Origin of the sequence: Prevotella sp. P6B1, assembly GCF_000702825.1 — a bacterium.
Classification (GTDB): Bacteria; Bacteroidota; Bacteroidia; order Bacteroidales; family Bacteroidaceae; genus Prevotella.
Map to the genome: position 1 here is coordinate 241,662 of NZ_JNKF01000011.1, position 23,534 is coordinate 265,195.

General features: G+C 39.4%; 20 protein-coding genes. 1 reads left to right on the plus strand and 19 read right to left on the minus strand.

The genetic code is table 11. From position 1 onward, the window contains the following. Positions 1-587: 587 nt before the first annotated feature. Positions 588-1,229 carry a vWA domain-containing protein gene (locus T495_RS0105060; RefSeq protein ID WP_081832024.1) on the plus strand — a complete coding sequence of 214 codons (642 nt, stop codon included), beginning with the start codon at positions 588-590 and terminating at the stop codon, positions 1,227-1,229. 120 nt (positions 1,230-1,349) lie between these two features. Here the strand turns inward: T495_RS0105060 and T495_RS0105065 are convergent, their stop codons facing one another. The 19 genes from T495_RS0105065 to T495_RS15825 all read right to left on the minus strand — a co-directional run bounded on the left by T495_RS0105065 (position 1,350) and on the right by T495_RS15825 (position 23,519). Beyond that, positions 1,350-1,880 (minus strand): hypothetical protein, encoded by a 531-nt coding sequence (locus tag T495_RS0105065; RefSeq protein ID WP_033147839.1) that lies wholly within the window; start codon positions 1,878-1,880, stop codon positions 1,350-1,352. A gap of 19 nt (positions 1,881-1,899) precedes the next feature. Beyond that, positions 1,900-3,327: an exodeoxyribonuclease VII large subunit gene (locus T495_RS0105070; RefSeq protein ID WP_033147840.1), complete on the minus strand. Its 1,428-nt coding sequence runs from the start codon at positions 3,325-3,327 to the stop codon at positions 1,900-1,902. A 2-nt stretch (positions 3,328-3,329) separates the two neighbouring features. Continuing rightward, positions 3,330-3,776, minus strand: a complete 447-nt coding sequence (locus tag T495_RS0105075; RefSeq protein ID WP_033147841.1) for an NUDIX hydrolase — start codon at positions 3,774-3,776, stop codon at positions 3,330-3,332. 3 nt (positions 3,777-3,779) lie between these two features. Then, positions 3,780-4,562, minus strand: coding sequence for an ADP-ribosylglycohydrolase family protein (locus tag T495_RS0105080; RefSeq protein WP_033147842.1), 783 nt, complete (start codon positions 4,560-4,562; stop codon positions 3,780-3,782). 3 nt (positions 4,563-4,565) lie between these two features. Continuing rightward, positions 4,566-7,280 (minus strand): hypothetical protein, encoded by a 2,715-nt coding sequence (locus T495_RS0105085; RefSeq protein ID WP_033147843.1) that lies wholly within the window; start codon positions 7,278-7,280, stop codon positions 4,566-4,568. Between the two features lies 1 nt (position 7,281). Beyond that, positions 7,282-10,437, minus strand: a complete 3,156-nt coding sequence (locus T495_RS0105090) for a type I restriction endonuclease subunit R (RefSeq protein WP_033147844.1) — start codon at positions 10,435-10,437, stop codon at positions 7,282-7,284. 12 nt (positions 10,438-10,449) lie between these two features. Further along, positions 10,450-11,790 carry a restriction endonuclease subunit S gene (locus tag T495_RS0105095; RefSeq protein WP_051651863.1) on the minus strand — a complete coding sequence of 447 codons (1,341 nt, stop codon included), beginning with the start codon at positions 11,788-11,790 and terminating at the stop codon, positions 10,450-10,452. Between the two features lie 4 nt (positions 11,791-11,794). Then, positions 11,795-13,540, minus strand: a complete 1,746-nt coding sequence (locus tag T495_RS0105100; RefSeq protein ID WP_033147846.1) for a class I SAM-dependent DNA methyltransferase — start codon at positions 13,538-13,540, stop codon at positions 11,795-11,797. 67 nt (positions 13,541-13,607) lie between these two features. After that, positions 13,608-14,543, minus strand: a complete 936-nt coding sequence (locus T495_RS0105105; protein WP_033147847.1) for a hypothetical protein — start codon at positions 14,541-14,543, stop codon at positions 13,608-13,610. Then, entirely contained in the window at positions 14,540-16,282 is a 1,743-nt protein-coding gene (locus tag T495_RS0105110) for an AAA family ATPase (RefSeq protein WP_033147848.1), read from the minus strand. The genes T495_RS0105105 and T495_RS0105110 overlap by 4 nt, the downstream gene beginning before the upstream one ends. A gap of 96 nt (positions 16,283-16,378) precedes the next feature. Then, positions 16,379-17,320, minus strand: coding sequence for a DUF4268 domain-containing protein (locus tag T495_RS0105115; RefSeq protein ID WP_033147849.1), 942 nt, complete (start codon positions 17,318-17,320; stop codon positions 16,379-16,381). A 26-nt stretch (positions 17,321-17,346) separates the two neighbouring features. Then, the gene (locus T495_RS0105120; protein ID WP_033147850.1) at positions 17,347-18,363 is read right to left on the minus strand and encodes a YafY family protein; all 1,017 of its coding nucleotides are present in this window, start codon (positions 18,361-18,363) and stop codon (positions 17,347-17,349) included. A gap of 179 nt (positions 18,364-18,542) precedes the next feature. After that, entirely contained in the window at positions 18,543-18,761 is a 219-nt protein-coding gene (locus T495_RS0105125; RefSeq protein WP_033147851.1) for a hypothetical protein, read from the minus strand. A gap of 9 nt (positions 18,762-18,770) precedes the next feature. Continuing rightward, positions 18,771-19,184 (minus strand): hypothetical protein, encoded by a 414-nt coding sequence (locus T495_RS0105130; RefSeq protein WP_033147852.1) that lies wholly within the window; start codon positions 19,182-19,184, stop codon positions 18,771-18,773. 104 nt (positions 19,185-19,288) lie between these two features. After that, positions 19,289-20,026, minus strand: coding sequence for a hypothetical protein (locus T495_RS0105135; RefSeq protein ID WP_033147853.1), 738 nt, complete (start codon positions 20,024-20,026; stop codon positions 19,289-19,291). A gap of 159 nt (positions 20,027-20,185) precedes the next feature. Next, positions 20,186-20,518, minus strand: a complete 333-nt coding sequence (locus T495_RS0105140) for a hypothetical protein (protein ID WP_033147854.1) — start codon at positions 20,516-20,518, stop codon at positions 20,186-20,188. Between the two features lie 64 nt (positions 20,519-20,582). Continuing rightward, positions 20,583-22,331 carry a hypothetical protein gene (locus tag T495_RS0105145; protein ID WP_051651864.1) on the minus strand — a complete coding sequence of 583 codons (1,749 nt, stop codon included), beginning with the start codon at positions 22,329-22,331 and terminating at the stop codon, positions 20,583-20,585. A gap of 131 nt (positions 22,332-22,462) precedes the next feature. Beyond that, on the minus strand, positions 22,463-22,903 hold the full coding sequence (locus T495_RS0105150; protein WP_033147855.1) for a hypothetical protein: 441 nt from the start codon (positions 22,901-22,903) through the stop codon (positions 22,463-22,465). 448 nt (positions 22,904-23,351) lie between these two features. Next, positions 23,352-23,519 carry a hypothetical protein gene (locus T495_RS15825; RefSeq protein ID WP_155993456.1) on the minus strand — a complete coding sequence of 56 codons (168 nt, stop codon included), beginning with the start codon at positions 23,517-23,519 and terminating at the stop codon, positions 23,352-23,354. Positions 23,520-23,534: the final 15 nt, after the last annotated feature.

A 23,534-nucleotide genomic window follows, 5' to 3' on the forward strand; every position in this document is an offset into this window, starting at 1 on the left:
GAAGCCCTGCAGGAGTATCATATCTATAATAAGACGCTCCTGACGTCCCATAGGAACATGGTCGCAGACATCTTCAACCATATGATTAAACTGCAAACGGAGATTACTCGTGACATCGAATGACTGGAGATAGTCCTCAAAGGTAATGCTGCCGTATTCCTTGCGGTACCATTTCAGCGCATCGAGGACTATGAAACGGAAACCATTGATAAGCCAGGTCTTTAGAGAAACATTCGGGGAATGATCCTCCAGTGGCTTCCAATCATGCTCCATCAGGAATATAGCATACTGATGAGCGAGTGAAAGGAAGTCCAGGTTTTCTTTCTCATGAAGCTGATACCGCTGGTCGAAAATGTAATAGCCTATCTGACAATATCCATAGAAATAATCACGGATAATGTCAGAGTCACCTTGGCGGAAGCCCCTAAGAATCTCCTTGTCAGATAGTCGTCTACAGGTCATATTATTGTTTTATGGGGCGAATATACAAAAAAAACGTGATACTACTTAATTTTTTCTGAAAAACTTCTTTAAAGTGATAAAGACATGTCGAAACAGTAGTATAAATCCTTTAAAACATTACGATTATGACAGATTTAATTCCAACAAGAGTTCACAACTTGATTATTGTAGACGAAAGTGGGTCTATGGAGTGTATCCGCAAGCAGGCCTTCACAGGCATGAACGAAACTCTGCAGACTGTTCGCATGATGCAGAAGAAGTATCCTAACCAGATTCAGTATGTTACGCTGATTACCTTTGACAGCGATCATACCAAGCTGCACTATGATAATACGCTGGCGGATAAAACCAAGGAATTGAAGTGGAAAGCTTACAGCCCTTGCGCTGCTACGCCGCTTTACGATGCTATCGGAAAAGGCGTCTCTAAGGTAAACGCACAAGTGGAAGGAGGTGACCATGTTCTTGTGACTATTATAACAGATGGCTATGAGAACTGTTCACAGGAATGGACACTGAAGATGGTGCGTAACCTTATCGAGAAGCTGAAGAAGCAGAATTGGACCTTTACGCTGATTGGTACCGACAATCTTGATGTGGAGGAGATGGCCCATGCGTTTGCCATCGAGGAACACATGGAGTTTACTCAGGATGAGAAAGGTACCAAGGAGATGTTCGCCCGTGAACGCAGGAGTCGTGAACGCTACAACTGCTGCGTGGCTGAAGCGGCACCTATGCCGAAGGGAAAGTTCTTTGAAGACGAAAACTAATAAAGAATAGAGAGAATGTATCTATTCCAGAAGCCCCCGAAAGCCCGAAGCACTAAATCGAAAACTGAAGGGGCTTATACTTTTTTTCTAGTAGTAATAAGGTTTTCTATCTATCACAAATTATTTTATTAAACATATAATCCAACAGGCAGCAGTAGCGACTGCAAAAATCGCAGCTATAAAACCCAAACATCCTGTATTACCTTTGCTAGTCTTTGTTTTTCTATTGTTAAGAACTATAGCATTACCATCAAATGCTTTTATTAAATTTATACTGGATAGTGCATCTAAATGTCTTGCACATTTAGGACAAACTCTTATAGAAATAGATTCCGACGATGCTTGTATGTTCATCCAGCCTGGCATAGTCGCATTATCAAGTTTGATTGAGAAATTATTTGTCTTACTTTTGACAATAGCATCAGTAATAAGAAATTTCCTTCCGCACGTGGGACAATAGAAATATTTCTTGAAGTCAGCTTGTGTTTTTTCAATCATAGACTCTATTTGCGTCTCAGATAAGTCATACCATGCTAAATCTGTATAAGCTTTTGGTTTATTTATGTCATAGCATCCTTTTTCTAAATCATTCCACGTACGAACTCTTCTTATAAGCTCTTCATACTGTGGATCCCAATACTTGTTTATCATATCTTTCAAATTTTAGATGTCAGATAATAAATAAAATAGTCCAACACGCAGCTGTTGCAATTGCTATAATTGCTGTCACCATACCAAGGCAACCTGATGAACATCCTTTGTTTCTACTTAGTGCTTCTTCCAGCTGTTTCTCTAGCTGGCGGGCTTTATCCTTTGCATCATTAAGGTCTTTGTTTGACTGGGCGTTCTGAGCCGTCAACTTTTGAAGGGATTTATTAAGTTCGCCATTAGTCTCCTGCATTTTTTTAAGACTACCATTGAATTCTACAAGCTTCTTCTGCAGTTCTTCATTTTGTTTGGTGGCTGCTGCCAGCTGTGTTTTTGACTGAGCCTGGAATTTAGCCAGTGCCTCGTCGTTTTTTTTCTGTTGAGCTTCGAGATTTTTCTTATTCTCTTCTTGAACTTTCTGCAGATTTTTGGTATTTTCCTCCATCTGCTTCTTTTGGGCTTCTTGATTAGCCTTTGTCTGCTCCTGGGCCTGTTTTGTCATTTTTTCAACTTGAGCAAGTAATTCCTTGTTTTTCTTGTTCGACTCGTCGATTTGTTTGATGAACTGCTTCTTGACTTCCTCGATGAGGGCGGCACGTGAGTTGTTTCGCTTGGCTGTGACACGTTCAACCATCTCAGAGAAGTATTGACCGAGACCGTTTGGCGTTGGTGCTACTTTGTCTGCGATGGACTTCATGAAAAGCTCTTCGCCGACATGACCAATAGCACAAATAATAGGGGTGGACATGTTGGCCACAGTCTGCAGAACAGCTATCTCATCCAATGACTCAATGCCGGAACCGCCACCACGAATTAGGGCGATGACGTCGTATTGCTGTGAGTCAAGAGACTGTAGGAAAGTGGAAAGTGTGGTTGCGTTTCCAAAGGATTGACGCTCTTCTTTGAAATCGATCTTCACAGCGGCGGCGTTTACACCAGCGTTGAAGTCAGCCATGGTAATTGAAGTAGTAGCAAATACAAGGGCTACACGTGGGCGCTCGTCTTTGAAAAGTTTATCCTCCAGAACAGCATCTACATTCTTAAAGCCTCGTTTGGTTTTGGCTATACGAATCTCTGACCGTTTTAAGTCCTGTTCTGTAACGAACTGGTCTTTTACTATCTCGAAACGAGTGACGTTGACTACTATCTGGATAGTACCGTTTTGGAAAGGGTTTAACTCGATTAGACCTCCGACTTGAACCAGACTATTGGATTTAAGGCGGGAACGATCCTGACGATTAATCTTCAGCGTAATGGTGACGTTTGAATCTACGTCGCGCAACTCATCGTAGAATGCTGCCCACTGAGCGTTTTGGTTTGGCTTCTGAATGTAAATGCCACGAAGCCACACCACGCCGTTCGATTTGCCTCGCTCCAGGAATGAACGATAGATGCCCACAAGTTCAACTGGGGTGTAATACTGTACTGCAGGAAGATTATTATCAGCCATAGCTATTCTGGGATTTTTACGTAACGAGCATAGACCGCTGCTGCATCCTTGATGATGTCGTAGTGGTCGAATGCTAGATGAGGAAGGTCAGTAAGATCGAACCAAGCTGCATTTGCTGCGTCGTCTTGTCCTTTGACTTCCTCTGGTGAGTCTATAATGGCGAGGTAAGCTACTGTAATTGTTCGTCCTCTTGGGTCACGGTCAACCTTAGAGTATGCTCCAATTTGATGAACGGTGGCCACCTTCAGACCTGTCTCTTCCTCCAGCTCACGAATGGCGCATTCTTCTGTGGTTTCATCCATGTTCATGAATCCGCCAGGAAATGCCCATGCACCTTTGTATGGTTCAGCTCCCCTCTGGATGAGTAGCACCTTTGGGAGAGGTTCGTTTGTCATTACTGCACAGTCAGCTGTAACAGCGGGACGTGGGTATTTGTATGTATAATCCATTTCCTATCTATTTATCATTTCGTAAAATTCAATCACGATGTCATTCATCTCTTCCGGAAGAAAGTTCTTTATGCTTTTCCTGATATCAAGAGGTATACCCCAAATCGCTTCCGCAATACTGCCAACGATGGCACCCAAAGTGTCAGCATCTGCTCCTAGACTAACAGCTTTACGAACCGCATCTTCAAAGCTGTTGCTGATGCCTATTATCCAAAGAGCGATAGGGACAGTACCCTGGCATGTTTCATCGAACCGATTGATAACATCGGCTTTATTGATGTAGATGTCATAGCCAGAGAACTGGACACACTCTTCAAGAATTTCGTCAATGTGATATGGTGCTTGTTCGCCAAATTGCAGAGCTCTGAAGATTGCCAGTGCCACAGTCTGAGCCCCTTTTATACCTTCATCATGATTATGAGAGGGGAGGGCTGTGGCTGCAGCGGCATCAAGCACCTCGTCGATGTACTTGTACCAATGTGCTACAGGAGATACACGCATTGCCGAGCCATTACCAAAACTGTTGTATGGCTGAGGGGTGTCGCTATGTACCCATAGGGCAAAGCGACCTCCGTAACCACCCTTTGGATTCGGATATCTGCGGCACCAATCATGGATGCTCTCGCCAAAGTCACGATTCATCAGCAAGGCATCGGCAACAGCGATGGTGCAAATGGTGTCATCGGTGAAACTGTTTCCTTCAGACAACCACTCGAAATTATAGTCGTTCGTGGGGTTGAACTCCCATCGGCTCCCTACTATATCTCCTATTATTGCTCCTAACATATACTAAGTAGATTTCTTATATTCAATTTTACATATAGGACAACCCCATACTTGCTCATTATTCAATTTAAAGTATTGTAGTTCATTTCCACATGTATGACAGAAGAAAATCCCTTTATCATTATGTCCCTTACCAAGCATATCTTTTATTCTTTGAGGTACAGGACGATTCTGAACTATGTATCTCTGTGCTTGACGCTCATACTGAGCATCGTCACAACAAGAATGACAAGAAGGACATATGTACCAACCATTAGGACACTGCACGCTGTCACGAGAATCAATTAGTCCGGTTTTGCATTTGAAACAATAGCTTAAATACACAGGGTTCATATACTCGGTACAAGTAGGATTGATACAAGAATAATAATTATACCGATTATAGCCGCTACTTCTGTCGGTGAACATTAAATGTCCGCAATTCCGGCATTTGAGCCGCTTGAATTTTTTAAGGACTCGATTAGCGCAGGCAATAAACTCTGTAACAGTTGAATCCGGCTCAAAACCTGCTTCTGTCATGTGTAGCTTAGGATAACCGATGATTTCTATCAGGTGAAATAGACTATAAGACCACCATCTACCGCCTGTTTCGAGCGTTTGATCGTATAAGCAATTGTGAAAACATTCTGTTCCTCTACACCAAAAAAAAGGCAAATCGGTAGCTCTGTTATGTGCATCAGCGATTTTGGGAGAACAAAACGGTTTAAATTTCTTGTTGTCTTGACTCACAAGGAATTCACGATGCAAGTCTGTGGGCTTATCATGCATAGAGCCTCTGAAATAATATTGACCAAGGATTTTCCTTCTGAGTTCACGATCATATTCAATTTCAAAATACGAGCCGTTGAACTCTTGTTTCAACTCTTGTTTTAATGATTCTATAACCCTTTTTCTCAGCTCTTCAGATTCCCTTCTGTTAAATTCTGATTTAATTTGTTCTGTAGCAGCCCCAGTGTAGTTATTTTCTTTACGTAGATTTTTCAATATTCCAAATACATCAAATCTCATACCAACAACTGGCTGAGAATTGGGAATGATACGTAAAGAAATAGGCTTTGAATATTGTAAAAGCAGATTGAGAGCTCTTACATCTTTAGATAAAACGACAAATTTATTGTCGTCAATTTTTTCGCATTGGCTAATCAATGAACGTATATATTTTGCAAGTACATCTGTAGATGTCTGGCTAATATCAATTATAATTTGTTTATGTTCAACTTGGGAATGACCATCCACTTGCGGTAGAGGCTCGACAAGGAAAGTATTTAGCCAAGCATAATCATAGTCCCAAACTATCCATTTGTATTTATACTGGCATATCTTAGTACAACTGAACTTTTGCTCGAGGTATTCTTTACCTGTAATTTTATCTTTAACTTTACGCTTACTTAAGCAATGTGCTAGCTCGCTATCTGTAAGGGGAATGTTTTCTTCATCGTAACCACATGCATAGTAGCTTAGGTGTTGCCTCCTATCTAAGTAATCAAGGATTGTTTCTTTTAAATTATCTTCTGTGAATTTGGATTCATCCAGTTCACAAACTATGCTATAATCAACAAAACCTCTAAAATCTGGATTGTATACTGCACCACCATCGCATAAAGGAAGAAATTTTTCCATTCCCAAGTTAACTGCTGGTTTAGTAACGTCACATCGTGTAATAGCAAAATCCATAATGCCATCAAAGGATTGGAAAGAATTTCCATTCGTTTGGCATAATGTTAATATGCAGTCACAAAGTAACGGAACAGCCAAGTCAATTGGAAGTTCTGGAGTTTCAATACAATAACGATATCGAATAAAATCTGAAAATGGATTATCCTTAAATTGTTTAATCAAATCGAGATCCAATGCTGTACGCCCCATTCTGATGTCATGAAAATATCTCTTTACCAGCTGCATCTGTATTGCAGTTGATGTGACAGAAGCTAAAGAACACAGTGACGAATAATCTATTATTGCGCCACTATCATTTAACCATTGGTATAAACATAGAAAAATGTTCTTCGAATTGTTGTCGATGTTTCTTTCTTTTATATTGTCGAAAGATTCGTCTTCTAATATATAATCCACCTTGCTAAACAAATTCATTGCATATTCGTTTTTGGGGCTAGGATTAATATTTTTGATAGCTTCTTTTAAAGGGCCTGGAATATAAATGCTATAATTGATATTATATTGAGCTAGAGCTTTTTTAAGCTCCTGTTGTTTTTGCTCAGAAAGGCACCGGGCAATATTTACTAACGCATTGTTAATAATGTACGGAATTGAGCGTATGTCATATATGTTTAATGCTTTTATAAGTGATTCACTATTCCACCAATTAAAGTTTAAGAACCATAACAGATGAAGGTATGGGTAATTATCTTGAGAATCCTTGGATCTAATTATAAAACTATTTATAACAATTCTCCAGTCATCAAGTACTTCTGCATTTGCTTCATGTATTTTAAAAGAGATGAAATCATTTTCTTTTTTCTTGTCATATTCTTGTGGGCTAATTTGTTCGGCAATTGCCAATACAAAACCAAGACTATTGCCACTAAAGACATCACGTGAAAAACTCCCTGAAATGTCTTTGTCATTGGTATTCCACGTAATATCTTCGACATATTGACCTTCGTTATTATAATGCGAATTGTCATTTAGATGAAGAAAAATAAGTGGATTCTTCATCAGCTCGTCATACCTGGATTTATTAGCCGTAAGTGTTGCCATATTATTTTAACCCTCTAACTCTTCTGTCATACATTTCATTAAACCAAATATTCTTAAATAGAGTATTAGCTCTATCTTCTGTAAGCTTATTGTACAATTCGTATTTACTTGTAATAAAATCAAGAAGCTCTGCATCGACAGTTTCGTCAAATTTGGCCTTTACGTCATCTCGGGCATTTTGAGGGATAAAATATGCAGCGAGAGTCTCATTATTATCAATTCTTTGACGTAATCTTGTAAGTTCGACACGGTCTTCCTCACTTAGGTCTATGCCAAATGTATCATTCAGAGTTTTTATAATATTTGATAGCCAATCATATACAGGAGGAGTAGATGGCTCTGATTCGCCAGGCTTCATTCCCTGCATTTGGGTATCACCTGATTCAAGATTCAACTTTTGTGTGCCAATATATTGTATTTTATAACTCTGAAGCTTACTTTCGCTCAGCACATCGTATGGAAGATTCTCTTTTCTATATGGCATCTTCTTTGATACAGCAAGGCTGAATGGAGCCAGCTTACCTAAGTCGGGATCATGGAATGGAATTATTTGGCTTAGGAAGGTGAAGAGATTGTAAAACTGTCGGCATGTCTTTCGGAACTTATCCTGCATGTCTGGCTGTAAATTATTAATTGCGCGGTCACATACTTCATCTACCACCATGTTAACCTTTGTGTTTTCTTCTATCTTACTACTAAGGAAATAGCGGTTGAATAGGTTTACATCCTTCATAGTGAAAACACTGAAGGAATTTAGCTTACTCTGGACATCATAGAGAGAGTTCGGATCTGTCTCATCCTCTTCTGACATCTTATTCTTTCCGTAATAGTACTGGAAATCCTCCAATATCTTTTCTGGTTCGTTCACAAAATCAAGAACAAAGGTCTTTTCCTTCCCTCGCTTACAACGATTAAGACGCGACAAAGTCTGAACAGCATTGGCGCCACCTAGCTTTTTGTCCACAAACATAGTCTGTAGAAGTGGCTCATCAAAACCTGTCTGGTACTTGTTTGCCACTATTAGGATACGGTACTGGGGCATTTTCAATGCTTCAGGAATTGACACTTTTCCTGGTAAATTATTCATTGAGACTTCTGTATATTCCAGCCCTGTTTCAGAATCTTTAACTGTGCCAGAGAATGCTACTAAAGCACCATATGGAAGGTGCATCTCCTGCATGATACTATCAAATTTTTGCTTGAAACGTACTGCGTGCAGACGTGAACGAGTAACAAGCATAGCACGAGCTTGACCATTAATTTCGGAAGCAGTCTGGTTAACGAAATGTTCAATCATAATACGTGCTTTGCGTTCAATAGCTGCGTCTTGTAAATCAACGTAGTTTGATAACAACCGTACAGCGTTCTTTTTATCATATTCTTTATCTTCCACCTTTTCGTCGCGTACTAACTTATAGTAACGCTTGAATGAGGTGTAACACTGCATGACATCAAGAATGAACCCTTCCTTGATTGCCTGCTCCATAGTATAGGAATCAAATGGATCTTTTGAACCATATTGACGTTCACAGAACAGCTCAACAGTCTTAGGCTTAGGTGTAGCAGTGAAGGCAAAGAATGAAACATTAGATTTCTTTCCCTTACTTTGCATATCATTGGCGACGTAATTGTCAATGACCTCATTAATCTTTTCTTCTTCATCACCTGCAGCCAGAACTGCTTCGTCAAACTTTTCAGCTTCTTGAAGCGAAAGGGCCTTTCGCATCTGACGGGCATCCTCTCCTGACTGAGAAGAATGTGCTTCATCTATAATAACAGCGTACTTTCTATCAGAAAATGTGCGAATAGTATTCGCTATCTCTGGAAACATCTGTATTGTAGTTATGATAATTCTCTTCTTCTTCTCGATAGCCTCTTTTAAATCTGTGCTGTTATGTCCTTCAGCATCTTTCTTCTGTCCTACACTATATATTTCTCCTGGAACTGTTGAGAATTGCTTAAAGTTAGCTTGTAACTGATCATTCAAAACTCGGCGGTCAGTAACAACTATGATACTATCGAATAAAGCTCGCTCATCGTCAGGATGCTGGAAAAGGTTGGAGAGACGAAACCCCAACCACGTAATAGTGTTAGACTTACCAGAACCTGCAGAATGCTGAATAAGATAACAATGTCCTGCGCCTCGATCAGTAACGTCTGAAAGAAGCTTATGTACTGCACGACGCTGATGGAAACGTGGGAATATAAGAGATTCAGACACTTCATCTTCCAATTGTCGCTTCTTTGGATTATATACTTTTTCCTTGTCTACCTGAAGTGTTAAGAAATTCTGCAAAAGATCAAGTAAATTATCTCTACGCAGCACATCATACCACATATATGATGTTCGGTAGCCAGAATTATCCATGGGTTTTACGCCAATGTTTGCATATTCTAAATTGAATGGGAAGAAACGAGTATTAGCGCCATCTAAGCGAGTAGTCATAAATACTTGCTCTGTTCCCATAGCAAAGTGCACCAAGACACGCTTAAAGTCAAAGAACTTCTCATTCTTGACCTGGCGCTCCGTCATATATTGCTTGATGGCGTTATGGTGATTCTGTCCTGTTAGTGCATTCTTTAGTTCAATTGTGATAACAGGGAAACCATTCACAAATATCACCAAATCTATCTCATTCGTATTGTTCTTTGAATATCGTAACTCCTTTACGATAGCAAGACGATTCTTACGATAATTCACATCGTGCTCAGGAGTCTTGTTATTGGCAGGCTTAGTATATAGCAGTTTAAACTTTCCAGTCATTCCTGCATTAAACTCCTCCATACGGAGCAGAGATAATGTACCTTGTGGAAGGTCTAAACTATTAGCAAGATGAGCTGCAGTAGCAGGACGCAACTTGGAATTCATTTCAGAGTTCACCCTAGAGACAATACTCCGTATTACCATTGACTCATCACCTTCAGCAACATCTAACATCTTCTGATACTGGGCTGGCTGAGTATCTTTAAGAAATGCAATAAGTTCGGAAACAAGAATACAGTTGTCCTTGTTCTCCGGCTTGTTATACTCGGATGCAGGAATCTCATGGTACTCCATGTCAGAAGTTGCCATACCATTCGCATCTACTATTGGCTGTGATGTAAGATAACGAATTATATAATTCTGAAAAACTCCTTCGTTAGAAAATCCTTCCATAATAATTCTTGCTTATAATTTAACTTTTTTGCTATTCCAATCTCGCAAATCAACTTTGCCTGTAACGGCTTCTGTGATAATACAGGTTTTATAAGATTTTAAATCTTCAATCTGATTATGTAAAACCATGATTGATTTGTTAATTTTGAGTGTTATCTCGTCAATGAAATGTGCAATTGATTTTTGCACATCTAAAGGTGGAACGGCTATGTACATTTGATCGATAACATTCTTTGTTAATTGATTAATTGTCGATGTACTATAAAGCCCTTTGTATAATGAAGATGAGTGCTGAAATGCGTAAAATGCAAATTTGCCAAAGATTGTTGGTCTATACCTCATCATAAAAGCACCAAAAGTCGCATTATTTATCTCATCAATGTATGCACATTTTCCAACTAAATGTGCACTTCCATTTCTAGAACAAATTATAATGTCTCCATGTTCAACTTTTAAGGAACTTGGTATTTCTTTAACATAGACACAATCGTCGAATGAAAGTGTTCCATTTTGAATATTTGAAGATCTCAAAACTAAAATACCTTCTTCGGAAACTTCTTCTGGAGAATAAGTAAGACCATTATCGAAATTACCTGTGTATTTAAGCTTCTCCAGACTCCAGTTAGATGGAATAATAGGAAAGAGGGAATTACCTGTTTCCTTCATATGTGAGATATTGTCTATCCCTTTAGTTACCGCTTCACTAATTATTGAAGAATGATATAACTTCAAATCTTCAAGCATATGCTCTTTTTCTGCAATTAATCTATCTATTTTACTCACCTTATAATCAAGGTAAGATGCAATGATTTGCTGCTCTTCAGATGACGGGAGAATTAATGTGGATTCGGCTAATGTATTTTGCGTAATGCTAAACACTTTAACTCCATTGACAGAAGATCTGATTTGACTTCTCCAGCATGGTGTCTTGAATAGATAGGCAAGGTACTTATTATCATCATTATGAAGGCTACGAGCAATAATAGAATGATAGCCCGCATACAACTGTGATTGGGTATCTATATAAACACAGTTACCACAACCTTCTAAATCTTCAGATGTGTCAGCAAAAATAAAATCTCCCTTATGTACTTTAGAGGACTCATTATTCTCTGTGAATGATATAGGAACGTACCTAAGTAAATTCTTATCTACTTTTGTTCCAGTATTTGATTTAGAATGTATCTGACCATAACTTATTACAGGCGTTCCTTCTTCTACGAGGTCGGATTTAGTTATTGCCAAACCACGTCCAAAAGAAAAAAGCCTTTTGAATGATATAACCTTCCAATGACTGGGGATTTTATCAATCCATTGGATTTCACTATCTTTATATTTTTCGTATAGTTTCATGTATTCAATACTCAAAAATAGATTTTATTAATTCAGAGACCTTGGCTTCTCGCTCTTTTATGCGGGCTGCTATTTCCGATGACGATTCCTGCTCTGCAACTTTATAGAAATACTTTGTGAAGTTAATTTCGTAAAGTTTACGAGTCTTGCTTACTTCAACCCATGATTCAGGGTCGATATGTGGCAGGACTTCATCCTGGAAATATTTCTTCCAGTCGGCATCCAAAGCGACTTTTTCAGTGTCACGCTTGTTGCTATCTGCTTGCTTCTTACCTTTCTTTAGTACCAGCTCGTTATTTTCGTCACGAAGTGGCTGCTCAATTGTTAGCTCATACTGTCCAAAGTCTTTGTTATCAAAGACTTTAGAGAATTCATTATCCTCAAAGTCAAGGTAAAGCTTCAGGATCTTTTTTACATGTTCTTCGAGAATATCATATCTCTTATTGCCAAGACTCTTTGTACTTGGCTTACAGAAGTCAACCGCATTGATAAGCTGAATCTTACCTTTTCTCTGAGATGATTTCTTATTTGTGAAGAACCATAGATAAGTAGCGATTCCTGTATTATAGAAGAGCTCTTTAGGCAGTGCAATAATACACTCCAACCAGTCGTTTTCAATAATCCATTTACGGATATTACTTTCACCGGAACCAGCACCACCAGAGAACAAAGGAGAACCATTGGTAACAACACCTACTCGACTACCTTCATTTCTCATTTTTGATAGCATATGTTGAATAAACAGCAACTGTCCGTCACTGGTACGTGGCGTACCAGCATAGAATCGACCATCGGGATTCTGACTTTCCTCAATAATAAAGTCCTGATCCTTTTTCCATGTTACACCATACGGTGGATTGGCCATAATATAATTAAAGCGACTTGTTGAGAAACGGTCCTGTGTGAATGAATTTCCTAATTTTATGTTGTCAGCATTCTCACCAGAAACTAACGCTTCACTCTTTGCGATAGCATACGACTGTTCGTTCAGCTCTTGGCCAAAAGTAGTGATAACAGGCTTCTGCTCCATGTCGCCACAGATTTCTTCTAAGATATAACGCTTACCTACGTTCACCATACCTCCTGTTCCGCATGTTGGATCATATATTGAACGTATAATTCCTGGCTGATGCAATTCCTCTACATCAGGAGTGAAAAGTATAGCTGACATCAAACGAATCACATCACGTGGGGTAAAGTGTTCACCAGCCTGCTCATTACTCTGGTCATTAGCAATGCGAATAAGCTCTTCAAAAACATAACCCATATCATGATTGTCATACGCATCCATGGAGAAATCCAGGTCAGTAATTTCAGAAATCATCTTGTACAGCAAGGCATTACGGTTGAGACGAGCAACAACCTTGTCAAATTGGAAACATTCGAATATAGTGCGAACTTCCGAATTAAACCCAGCCATATAGTTGGTGAAATTAACCGAAATATTCTTTGCATCGTCAAGCAAAGATAATAATGTATGCTTGGAGGTGTTATAAAACTTCAAATCTCCAGCAGTCTTGCGAAGTAGTGGATCCAATTTATCCAATGCGATTTTATCCTTGAACTTCTCATATTGTTCACGAACATTCTTATTATATGGTTCGAGAATACAGTCCATGCGACGGAGAACGACGAATGGTAGAATTACTTCACCAATCTCACTTTTCTTAAAAGTATCTCGAAGAACAACGTCTGTGATGTTCCAAACGAATCCCACATCAGGGCGATGTATGTTGCTATATTGTGCCATATTTTACTTTGTTTCTATTTCTGGTGCAAAGATACTGTCTTTCTATGCAAGTTATCTTCACAGTTAATTAAAAATTTAAAAAATTCGATTTTTTATCTCCATAACACCTAACGGGACTTGAAGCAATCTCCTGATATATACTCAAAAGATACTTTGACATTTCTTCATTTTGCTTTTTTCCATGAGACTTTATTTCTGTAGTAACGTCACTTTTTAACCCGTTCGATTTAAGATGGAAACAGCTACCGTGTTTTATACGGTAGTAGTTTGTTATTAAACTTCTATCATGGCTTTTGTACGTAGTAACAATCGTAACAGAAGATTTTGTACTACCAGAAGCCTTTTTAACAATCTCCTTTATTTTTCTCTGTTCTTCTTCCAAATTCAGATTTTTATCAATTTCTCCTTCTTTTGTTATAATAATGACATTAACAGGAGAATCTTTGGGAATGTTAGACAAAAAACGAATCAAGTCATTGTCGTTTTTTTTATATGCCTCCTGAGATTTGAAATAATGATTGTCACTGATGATTATATCAGTTAAAGGCAATTTAGGTAGGTAATCCCCCCATGATGTAATCTTAACTGCTGGAATCTCTGTATTATCCATTATGAGACCAGTTAAGACTTTTAATTCCTCCCCTTTTTTGCCTATTAAAATACATGACTTTGAACTAATAACATCACAGATGTGTTCATCATCAAGGAGATATACTGAAGTTAGCAAATCACTTGTGCCATTGTTGTAGAAATTTGATTTCACGGGTCTGGGTGGAAATTTATCCCCGTCATCATTTGAGAAATATAGTGCATTCCCTCCAACTCCTTGACCATATTTAGAGAACCATGCCATTAGATGTTCTTCCGTCTTTACGTCATTCTTTGGAAAGTTATACTTGACATCAAAGTGCCGACGAATGAGATCAGCACAATCCATGAACTCTGGTGAATTCTTTGAATTAACCAAAGATATCAAATTACTTTTATCTATATACAATTTCATAGAATGTCAAACAAGAGATTATTGGCCTCGTCAAAGAAACCTGAGCCAAATTCATTAGAGAACTTTCCATCTGTTCGATATTTCATTTCATATGGAACAGAATCGTCACTAGGAAGGTAATAGACCTTGAAGAGATTGCTGCTTCTCAAATCTTCATCATCTTCAAACTTTTCTTCTGCAACTATTACTTGCGACTTTCTTATTAGGTACTCAGAGTGAGTTTCTATTAACATTCTGATGTCCTTCCATTTTGCAAGATAATGGAAGAGTTCAGCAAGATAGCTTTGCATTTTAGGATGCAAGTTTTGTTCAGGCTCCTCAATGACAATTATTGAAGTTATCCAATCAAATTGACCATTTTTGTCTTTTTGTTTGTTCTTATAAAGTATAGATGCAATTCTAAGAAGGAGAATCATCATCTGTATAGAGCCCATACCTTTGTCTGCAAGAGGAACGACACTACCACTTTCCTCTGTAATAGACACAGTATATGCTTCTCCTGGTACTAAGGCGTCTATTTTGAAATCAATTCCGATCTCAAATTTCTGCATCCACTCACGAACGAACTCATACTCGACGTCACCTGGAGCTATTCTTTCTCGCCAAAAACCATGGACAGTTTGAGCGATATAATCGTTTAAATCGCTGGTATTATAAATTGAGTTTTGGTTTGCAGCATGAGCAGAAATATACTCAACGCTTAGTGTATTAAGTAAGTTGCTTAATTTTCTCTTAGACTGATTCAGTACATCTATATCTTGTCTAATGGCTTTACGGTATCCTTCCATAAGAGAGAATTCTTCCATTTCGATTGCATAATCGCTGGGATTACCATTGTCCTTGGGGGCAATACCCTTAGAAGTCGCAAAATTTATAATGTTTGATATGACATTGAGTACGACCGGCTCATTTACTTCATTATATGAAATTGACAACGGCAGTTCGTCATAAATTGCCTTATATGGATTGCGGCCCTTCAAAAGATGATTAAATAGTTCAGTTTCTAACTCCTTTTCAGTAAATTCGTATTCCTTATCTTCATCCAGATTTAGCATAGAGCTTATTTGGATTTTGATTTTGTCCAATTTTGAAGTGACTTCAGTAATAGTTTCCAAGTCACCTTCATCATTCGCTTTCTGAAGACGAGTCTGGGCATCTTTAAAATCATTTACAAGTTTTTTTGTAAGAGAAAGCTCTTCGTCAGCATCTGCATTCAAAATCTCATAGCTCATATAGTTGCCACTATAATCATTTGTATATCGAACATGAGATTCTAAATCTTCAATCAAAATTCTGTCAACATCTCCATATGTTGATCGCTCGTCTCTATTGCCTGACACGACAAATGTAAACTTGAAAGGACTTAAGATGAACTCAAACTTCATCGAGGACGGAAGAGACATCTTCGCAGTTTTAGCCACAGACAACGAATCATTGTCCATTACAGGCTTATTATGTATCGCACGGGCAAACTCTTTAATTTTTACGTCATGCAATTCGCTTGCGTCAAAACGAAATAAAGGCTTCGAGAAAGAAAGAATAGAATTCCCCTCTGTCCGTCTTCTATCACTCATACGCATCAGACGGAGATTATCAACGCAAAGGAGTAAAGCCTTTACTATTGTTGACTTTCCAGAATTGTTTCCACCTACTAAAACCGTTATATCTCGAAGCTCTATGCTTGGAAAGTTAGCGAAACGACGGAAATTTGTAAAACCTATAGTTGGAATATAATTCATATTTCTATTGTTATATTTGTTTTCGACTGCAAAATTACTCTTAAAGAATGCAGGTTTTCTTCATTGTTTAGAAAAACTTACTATTTACTGACTTATTTACTTTAATTTTGATACTGGATCCTTTAAGGAACTAATAAATCGTTTAGTCATTTCTAAATCAGCTGATATGATTGATGGCCACTCTTCTTCCGGATTATTATATCCTCCTGGGAATTCGGTACGAATAGATGTCGTACGATAACCTTCCAGCTCTTCCCAATTAAGACCAGGACCATATGCAGCTTCAATTTGATCCTTGTCTTTCATAAGTTTGTGAAGGATTTCGAGGTTTTCTTCTTCTGCACCTTTACCTTTATCAATACGAAGCTCGCATCTTACGAAATCCTTTGTTACCCACAAGGTCCATTGAATTCCGCCGATTCCAGTGCCACTTGATATAAAACTATCTTTTGTGGCAGATGAATTCTTGAATGCAGACAAAGATTTATCTGCTTTGAATACCTTCAGAAGCTCAGACCAGAACTTAAAGCGCATTTCGTGGCGACGCGACTCTTGTCTTTTAAGCTCACCTTTTTCACGAGTTTCTTTTGATGGTGCCGATTTTATTGTAAATAATGGGCCTAACGGTGAGTCGCCAATTTTAATGAGCTGTAATTCCAAAAGGTAGAAATCACATCCGTTGTCAGTTTCATTAAGCCAATTGACTGCATCCACGTGTTCTTGTTTAGCATGTTCAACTATCCATATAGCCACTTTTGCATCAAAAGCAGTTCGGTAAGTGATTATTTTACCTAGATGATCGTGGTTAGAGTCGCCAAATTGGTTTTCAATTACAACGCCAGAACCATCTTCTAACTCAGCTTGAATATCAACACGGAAATTCTCCGAAGTTTGTTCAGTCGAAGGATTTATCAGCTTTAAATGAATAGCTTCCGAAACATATTCTAAATTTTCAGCAAGCCATGGAGTAAAATCACTTGATTCACTTTTGAAATGACTCCGTAGACGTATAGACTCTATTTTACTGATGTTGCTCATATTCTTTAATTTTTCTGCAAAAGTAATTATTTGCTTTGCAGGTTTTCTGCATCGCTCATATATTTTTGATTCATTAATAGGATCTTGTTTTTTATTTGCTCCCTGAATCTTACGGGAGATAATACTTCTATATCATTTCCATATGAAAGAAGTAAAGCCTCAAGCTCCTTATTAATCTTCACATTAATACTGATAATTGCAAATTCAGCATTATCTTCAATGATACGCTGTGAAAGATGCAATGGCTTAGTTCGAATATATTCAAACCTAGGCTTGGAAATTCTAAGCATGATATCCTCAGATTCCTCTTCAGGAACCGTAACACCAATAACATCGTCAAAATAATCATCAAATTCTACCTCTGCCTCTTTGTAATTAATAGCAACTTCTTCAAAGTCGTCAATTCTGTCTAAGGCATAATGAGCGAATGAATTATATCCCTTAGCCTGCGCTATAAGATACCAGCGGTCGTTATATTCCTTAAGATGATATGGATATATCGTGGTAGTTATTTGAGATTTACCATATGGAGTGTAACGTAATTTAAGGACACGCCTATTAAGTATGGCCTGTAGTAGCTTATTAAAATGAGTAAGGCCTTTCAAATCTAGATTGGTTTGGAAGGAAACAACTGGCGAAGATTCTCCATCAAATAAGCCTCCTTCAATTTGCATTAGTATAGTACTGGCCCAATCGTAAATTGGCTCACCTCCAAATTGCTTCAATACGTAGATGGCACCTTCAATCTTGTTTCTTTCTTCGTCATTCATACGATAAATCGGCAATGTATAGTTTGTGTCAACGTATCGGTATAATCGTTTTCGACCTTGGCGAAGATTTTCATCAAGAACAATGTGATAGTCAACCTCTAACTGATTAATATCATTTTGTACAGTACGCTTTGATACATCAGGCTTATCTGCTCTGCGCAATGCATTATTACACTCATCAACAAGGTCGTCGATAGTGTATTCTCGATATCTGTTTCTGAAACATTTATTCAGGACTTGATATCTTAGCAGTACTTGTTTATCTACGGGCATACTTCTTTATTTACTATTTGGGTACAAAGATAGTGGAATTAATCGGAAATACCAAGAATTATTATGAAAAGTTGATTTTGGAAAATGAATAAAACCCTCGCTACTCTCACGAGCGGCGAGGATTAAGGTAATTATATGAAAGTGGCATTGGTTAAATGCCACAAGTGAATTTGTATTATTTAGATATTTGGGAATAGCTCTTGGCGGGCGGTGGAGTCATAGAGGTCGTTGTCTTCTAAAGCTTCGATAGGGTTTAAACCGAAACGGCGGGCCATTTTGTAGGCTTTTGTTAAGCCGTGACGGGCGGCGATGTTTGCGGCAACCTTGTCCAAACGGCGGTACTCTTTGCTGAAAAGAGTCCAATAAAGGTCGATAGTTCGATTAAATATACGTCTCATAATCCTTGACTAAAAGTAAATCGTGGTGTCACCTTCCCAGCGATAGTCTATGGTGACGCAGACGTTGATCCCGAAAGAAAGAAGTTCGATGCCGAATTCTTTGTAGGCATCGTGAAGGTTCTTGACAGTTGGACTGTATAGCTGGTCTGATGTAGATTCAGGGCTTTTCTTTAAATAGTCCTGGAACTTGTCACAGAAGCGGTTGATACTGTCAACGTCGGTATTAATAAGACCTTGGCTCTCATGATAGTATTGTGGCATGAGGCTGACCTGCTCTTCCTGTCCGCAGCTGACAAAGCTTAGAAACAGAATGCCGAATATCATGGCAACAAATGGGCGACCGCAAGATGTGTTGACCTTGTGGAACATGCTACTGTGATTTATCAGTGCAGAAAAATGGTTTACCATACCAGACTTATTCATTTATGTTTGACTGTAATTTCTGCTGCAAAGATAATGAAAAAAATGAATGAACCAAAGAATAAAAAGAAAATTCCCCGTTTTTTTTCATAACGGGGAATAGGATACTATTGTTTTCTCGAGAAATGCTTCGTGTAGAAGTCTTGGAGAGGAAAGTCTTTGTTTGGAATATAGGGCATGTCCCTGACTGCATACATTCGGGTGATATTTGAAAATGGAATTTTTGCTGGGGTGTTTTCGTCAGAGTTATGGCCGAGAAGAAAATATTTTGCTTCGTCATTTAAGATGTAGTAGGGGTGTATGATAGATTCTCTCTGGGGCATGTCGTTCTCCGGGAAGTAAGTGATACAGGCGGGAGTCTTCTCACGGATGTAGCGGTAGATGGTCCTAAATCTGTTGCAATCTGACTTCGAAGGAAGATTGTTGTAGAGTACTATCGGGTCGCTTGCAGGGTCAAGCTCCAGCATATGTGATAGTCGCCTGGAAAGATGCTTAAAAGTCATTGTTCCCTGAAGAGGGTCGCAGAAACGAATAGCCATTAATGCTGCATGAAGATGCTGAATTTCTTCGAATGTCAATACATTATTGTATAGGGTCGCATCAGGATCCTTAAAACGATAGTAGTCGCAACGTCCTCGACGCTCTTTAACGAGGTCTTGTTTGTAGAGATATTTAAAGTTCTCAATGTCGTTGCGGATAGTATTGACAGTAACTTCTCTGAATCCTTCGAATCTAAGAGCGTTGTTTACTTCGTCAAGTAGCTCATAAAGAGAGTGTCCACAGTCCTCGTGGAGTAGGCGGCTAATGATGATCTCACGAGCCACCGAGTGTTTAGTATTTGCCATTTTTATTAGAGTTTGCTAGTACGGTGTTCTTAAAAATCGGATGCAAATATACAAAATAAAAATGCAAATTGATTAATTGATTGATTGAAAAACGGGAAAAAAGGCAAAAATTGCGTTTTTTCTAACGTTTCTCACAATTTGGCTGAGATTAATTTGGGATTAACTAAATTCAGAGATGTCAATATCGGGGACATTAGATTCAGAGTCTTGGCCTTCGTCAGAGGGAAACTGACGATAATGATTATATGATTTCATAAGAATATCATTAAAATGAGGCTTCAGATCCAATTGATAATTTAACTCTTTTTCTAATACCTGCAGAATATGGCCAGAAGCCATAGCGATTGAACCTATCAGGAATGATGGATTCTCGAATTCTGGACCTCTTTTGCGGAATACGTCAAGAAAGGCTTCTTCCATGTCGTAGGCCAGCTCTCCAATATGTTCATCCCAGAACTTCTGGAGATTTTTTTCAGTAGGCTTTTTCTTCATATTGTCGATTTTTGTGTGCAAAGGTACAGAAAAAATCGTTTATAGAGCAATTTTTGGCATTTTTTTATAAAACTCCACCGAGGGCGATGGGGTAGACGTCGTGCTGCGGGAATTTCTCACAGCCGATGTAGAGTGTATCGAAGGCGTCGGTGCCGTCGGTACGATGCTCCAGCAAGTCCTCTTCAGACTCAGGCTGCTTCTCCATAGACTTGTTCTTATGGAAGCCGAGGCGTCCGCGTTCGACACCGGCAGACTGGATGGCGAGGATAAGGTCATCATTGTTCTGGCGGTTGAAGAACGGCATGAGGCGCTGCTTGCCAGCAAAGCCCTGGTTGATGAGAAGATATTTCTCATCGTGGCGCATAGGGTTGCCCAGGTACACATCCTGTACTTGCCACCCGTGGCGCTCAAACTCATGGACGACGACATAGCGGAAGTCCTGGTCGTTCACGGCATAGTTCGAGCCAAGCGCTGTGGCGTCGTAATAGAAGATGACCGTCTTGTTCTGATGATAAGCGTAGTACGCGCAGAAATCATCGACCAAAGCGGGAATCTTGCGCTCGAACTTGACGTAGAAGGACTTTAGGATGTTCAGGCGGTTGCCCGAAGGCTGGCCTGCTACAATCCAGTTGATATTAGCATTGTAATCCATGCCAATACAAATCGGGGCCAGAGGGTTAACGTCTTCATCGGCACGGCTGTCAAGCTGAGAGCCGAGGGTGCTGAATTGTGAAGCAGCCTTGATGTCGTAGTTCTGTTGGCTTGTCTCTTTCAGGATCTTGTCGTAACCGAGTTCGTCGAGGTATGCAAAGTTAGAGGCGTCATACTTGTGATGCTCCTGCATCGACGAGTAGAAACCGTCGTGTGTGATGCCGATACGCTGGCAAAGAATGGAGGTCTGAAAGGTCTTGGGTGTCAAGTCACGCTTCATCTGACGCAGATACTCTTCGCCCAGGAGCTGCAGATTCTCAATGGTGCTGTACTCCTTGTAGTACACCGCCACAGAGCGGAACTTGTTCAGCGACTGGTCGAGCCATTTCAAGTAGCCCTTCAGGTACTGAGGGATTGGCTGATGCTGCTCTTTCAGACGAGCAATCCGCTCCTTTGTCTCCCAAATCTTGTAGATGGTACCCTGAATCGTCTCGATAAGCTGGGGATCCATCTTCTCCCGATAATGCAGGAACCAGGAACCTTTCTGGGTCTGTGGCATATCGGAGAGGACCATCATGGCATGGTTGAAAGAATGATGGCCGAAATATGAGCGAATTCCGCCGTTTGCAGGGAGTGTTTCGTCTTTTAGCTTGTTGTAGTCAATGAACTTGGCCTCGTCAATGAGCAACCAAGAAAGCGTCAGAGAGTTCGAAGAACCAGGTCGATCCTGAGAAATTATGACCGCGATAGAGCCGTTGTAGAAGGTGATGACGTGCTCATAGTCAGCCGGCTCGGTAATAGGCTTGGCAAAAGACTTCGGGGGCTTGCGACCAACGACGTAGTGGATACCGTTGAGATACCCCCAGCGCTTCCATGCTGCGAGCAAGCCGGGGATGGTGTTTGTCAGGCCGTGTTTGAATGTCGGAACCACAATTCCCCCAGTGGAACCGGGCATTCGCTGCATATTACGCAGAACGAATGGCGAGGCGATAGAGTCTGTTTTACCAGTACGACGACCAGCAACAATGACAGTTGTCTTGGCACCGATGTACTGTGCCATCAGCTGTGGCTTGTTGAAGTATACACGCTTCTCGTGTTTACGGGCTTCGATGTCCCATTGCTTTAGGAGTTCGGGGCTAGTATGGGGTGATTGTGTGGACATAAAAATACCTTTGCTTTTTGGGCAAAGGTATGTTTTACTGACAAGACGAAGAAAGACATGGAATATTGTTCAAATCGATACTTGGTAACAACCGCCAATTATCTACATCGTCACTCTTTTATTATGCCTTGTTAAATCTTAATTTTGTTAGGAGGATATGCTACGTTGTTCTTGAAAAGGAGCTCTTGTAGCACATTGATATAATCATTCTGCTTTTCAATAATACTCTTAAAATCAGATAATTTATTTTCTGAGAGAAGTGAAGAAACCATACGAGACTCAAGAATCGCTGATTGGCTCTTAGACTGTTTACAACGCTTAAGGTCTTGTTCTAATTGCATGATTCTTACTCTCGCCTCTTTCAGTTTTCTCTTCGTTTCTGACGCATTCTCTTGAACTTTCTTGGCTTCAATGTAAAACCTCGCCCATTTATCTTGGTCTTTTCTATAAGCCTTGAGAATGTACTTCATCCTTACCTCGAAAGGAATCTCGTCATCATCCAGTATATATTTGCGACCGATAAACTCGTAGTCGCTCTCTTCTTCGTCTATTCGAGAATTTAATTCTTTCATTGATAAATAACTTGTTAGAACCTTGGTTTATATTAAACGAGTGCAAAGGTATATAAATCCATTTAATTAGCCAAAGGTTTATATGGAAAATGCAGAAAAAAAGGGGAAGAGCGCCGATGTACTGTGCCATCAGCTGGGGCTTGTTGAAGTACACGCGCTTTTCGTGCTTACGGGCTTCATTGTCTCATTGCTTCAGGAGTTCTGGGTTTGTATGGGGGGATTGTGTGGACATAATAATACCTTTGCTTTTGAGGCAAAGGTAAGTATTACGTATCGGTAGTAGAAAGATACTTACGCTATATCATTGGTGGCGGAAGTGGACCGCGCCAATTGTGATTCTGAAACCACCAGTTCTTTTTCTTGCGCTTTCGCGGCTTCTTTTCCTCAGGCTCGGCTCTAATTATTGCAAGCACTATACCTATAAAGAATACTATTCCAAATATGTAAATCATTTCTTTCTTTTACTAAAATGTACAGGATCTCCTGTTTCACCCAGTCTTTCAAAGAAATTCTTTTTCTTTGGCTTCCAAGGTTTTTTAGGATTCTCATTGCGATCAATCAAACCTATAAATAGTCCGATAATGCAAGCTCCAAGTATAATTAATAACCCTTTCATCACTTACTTCTTCCT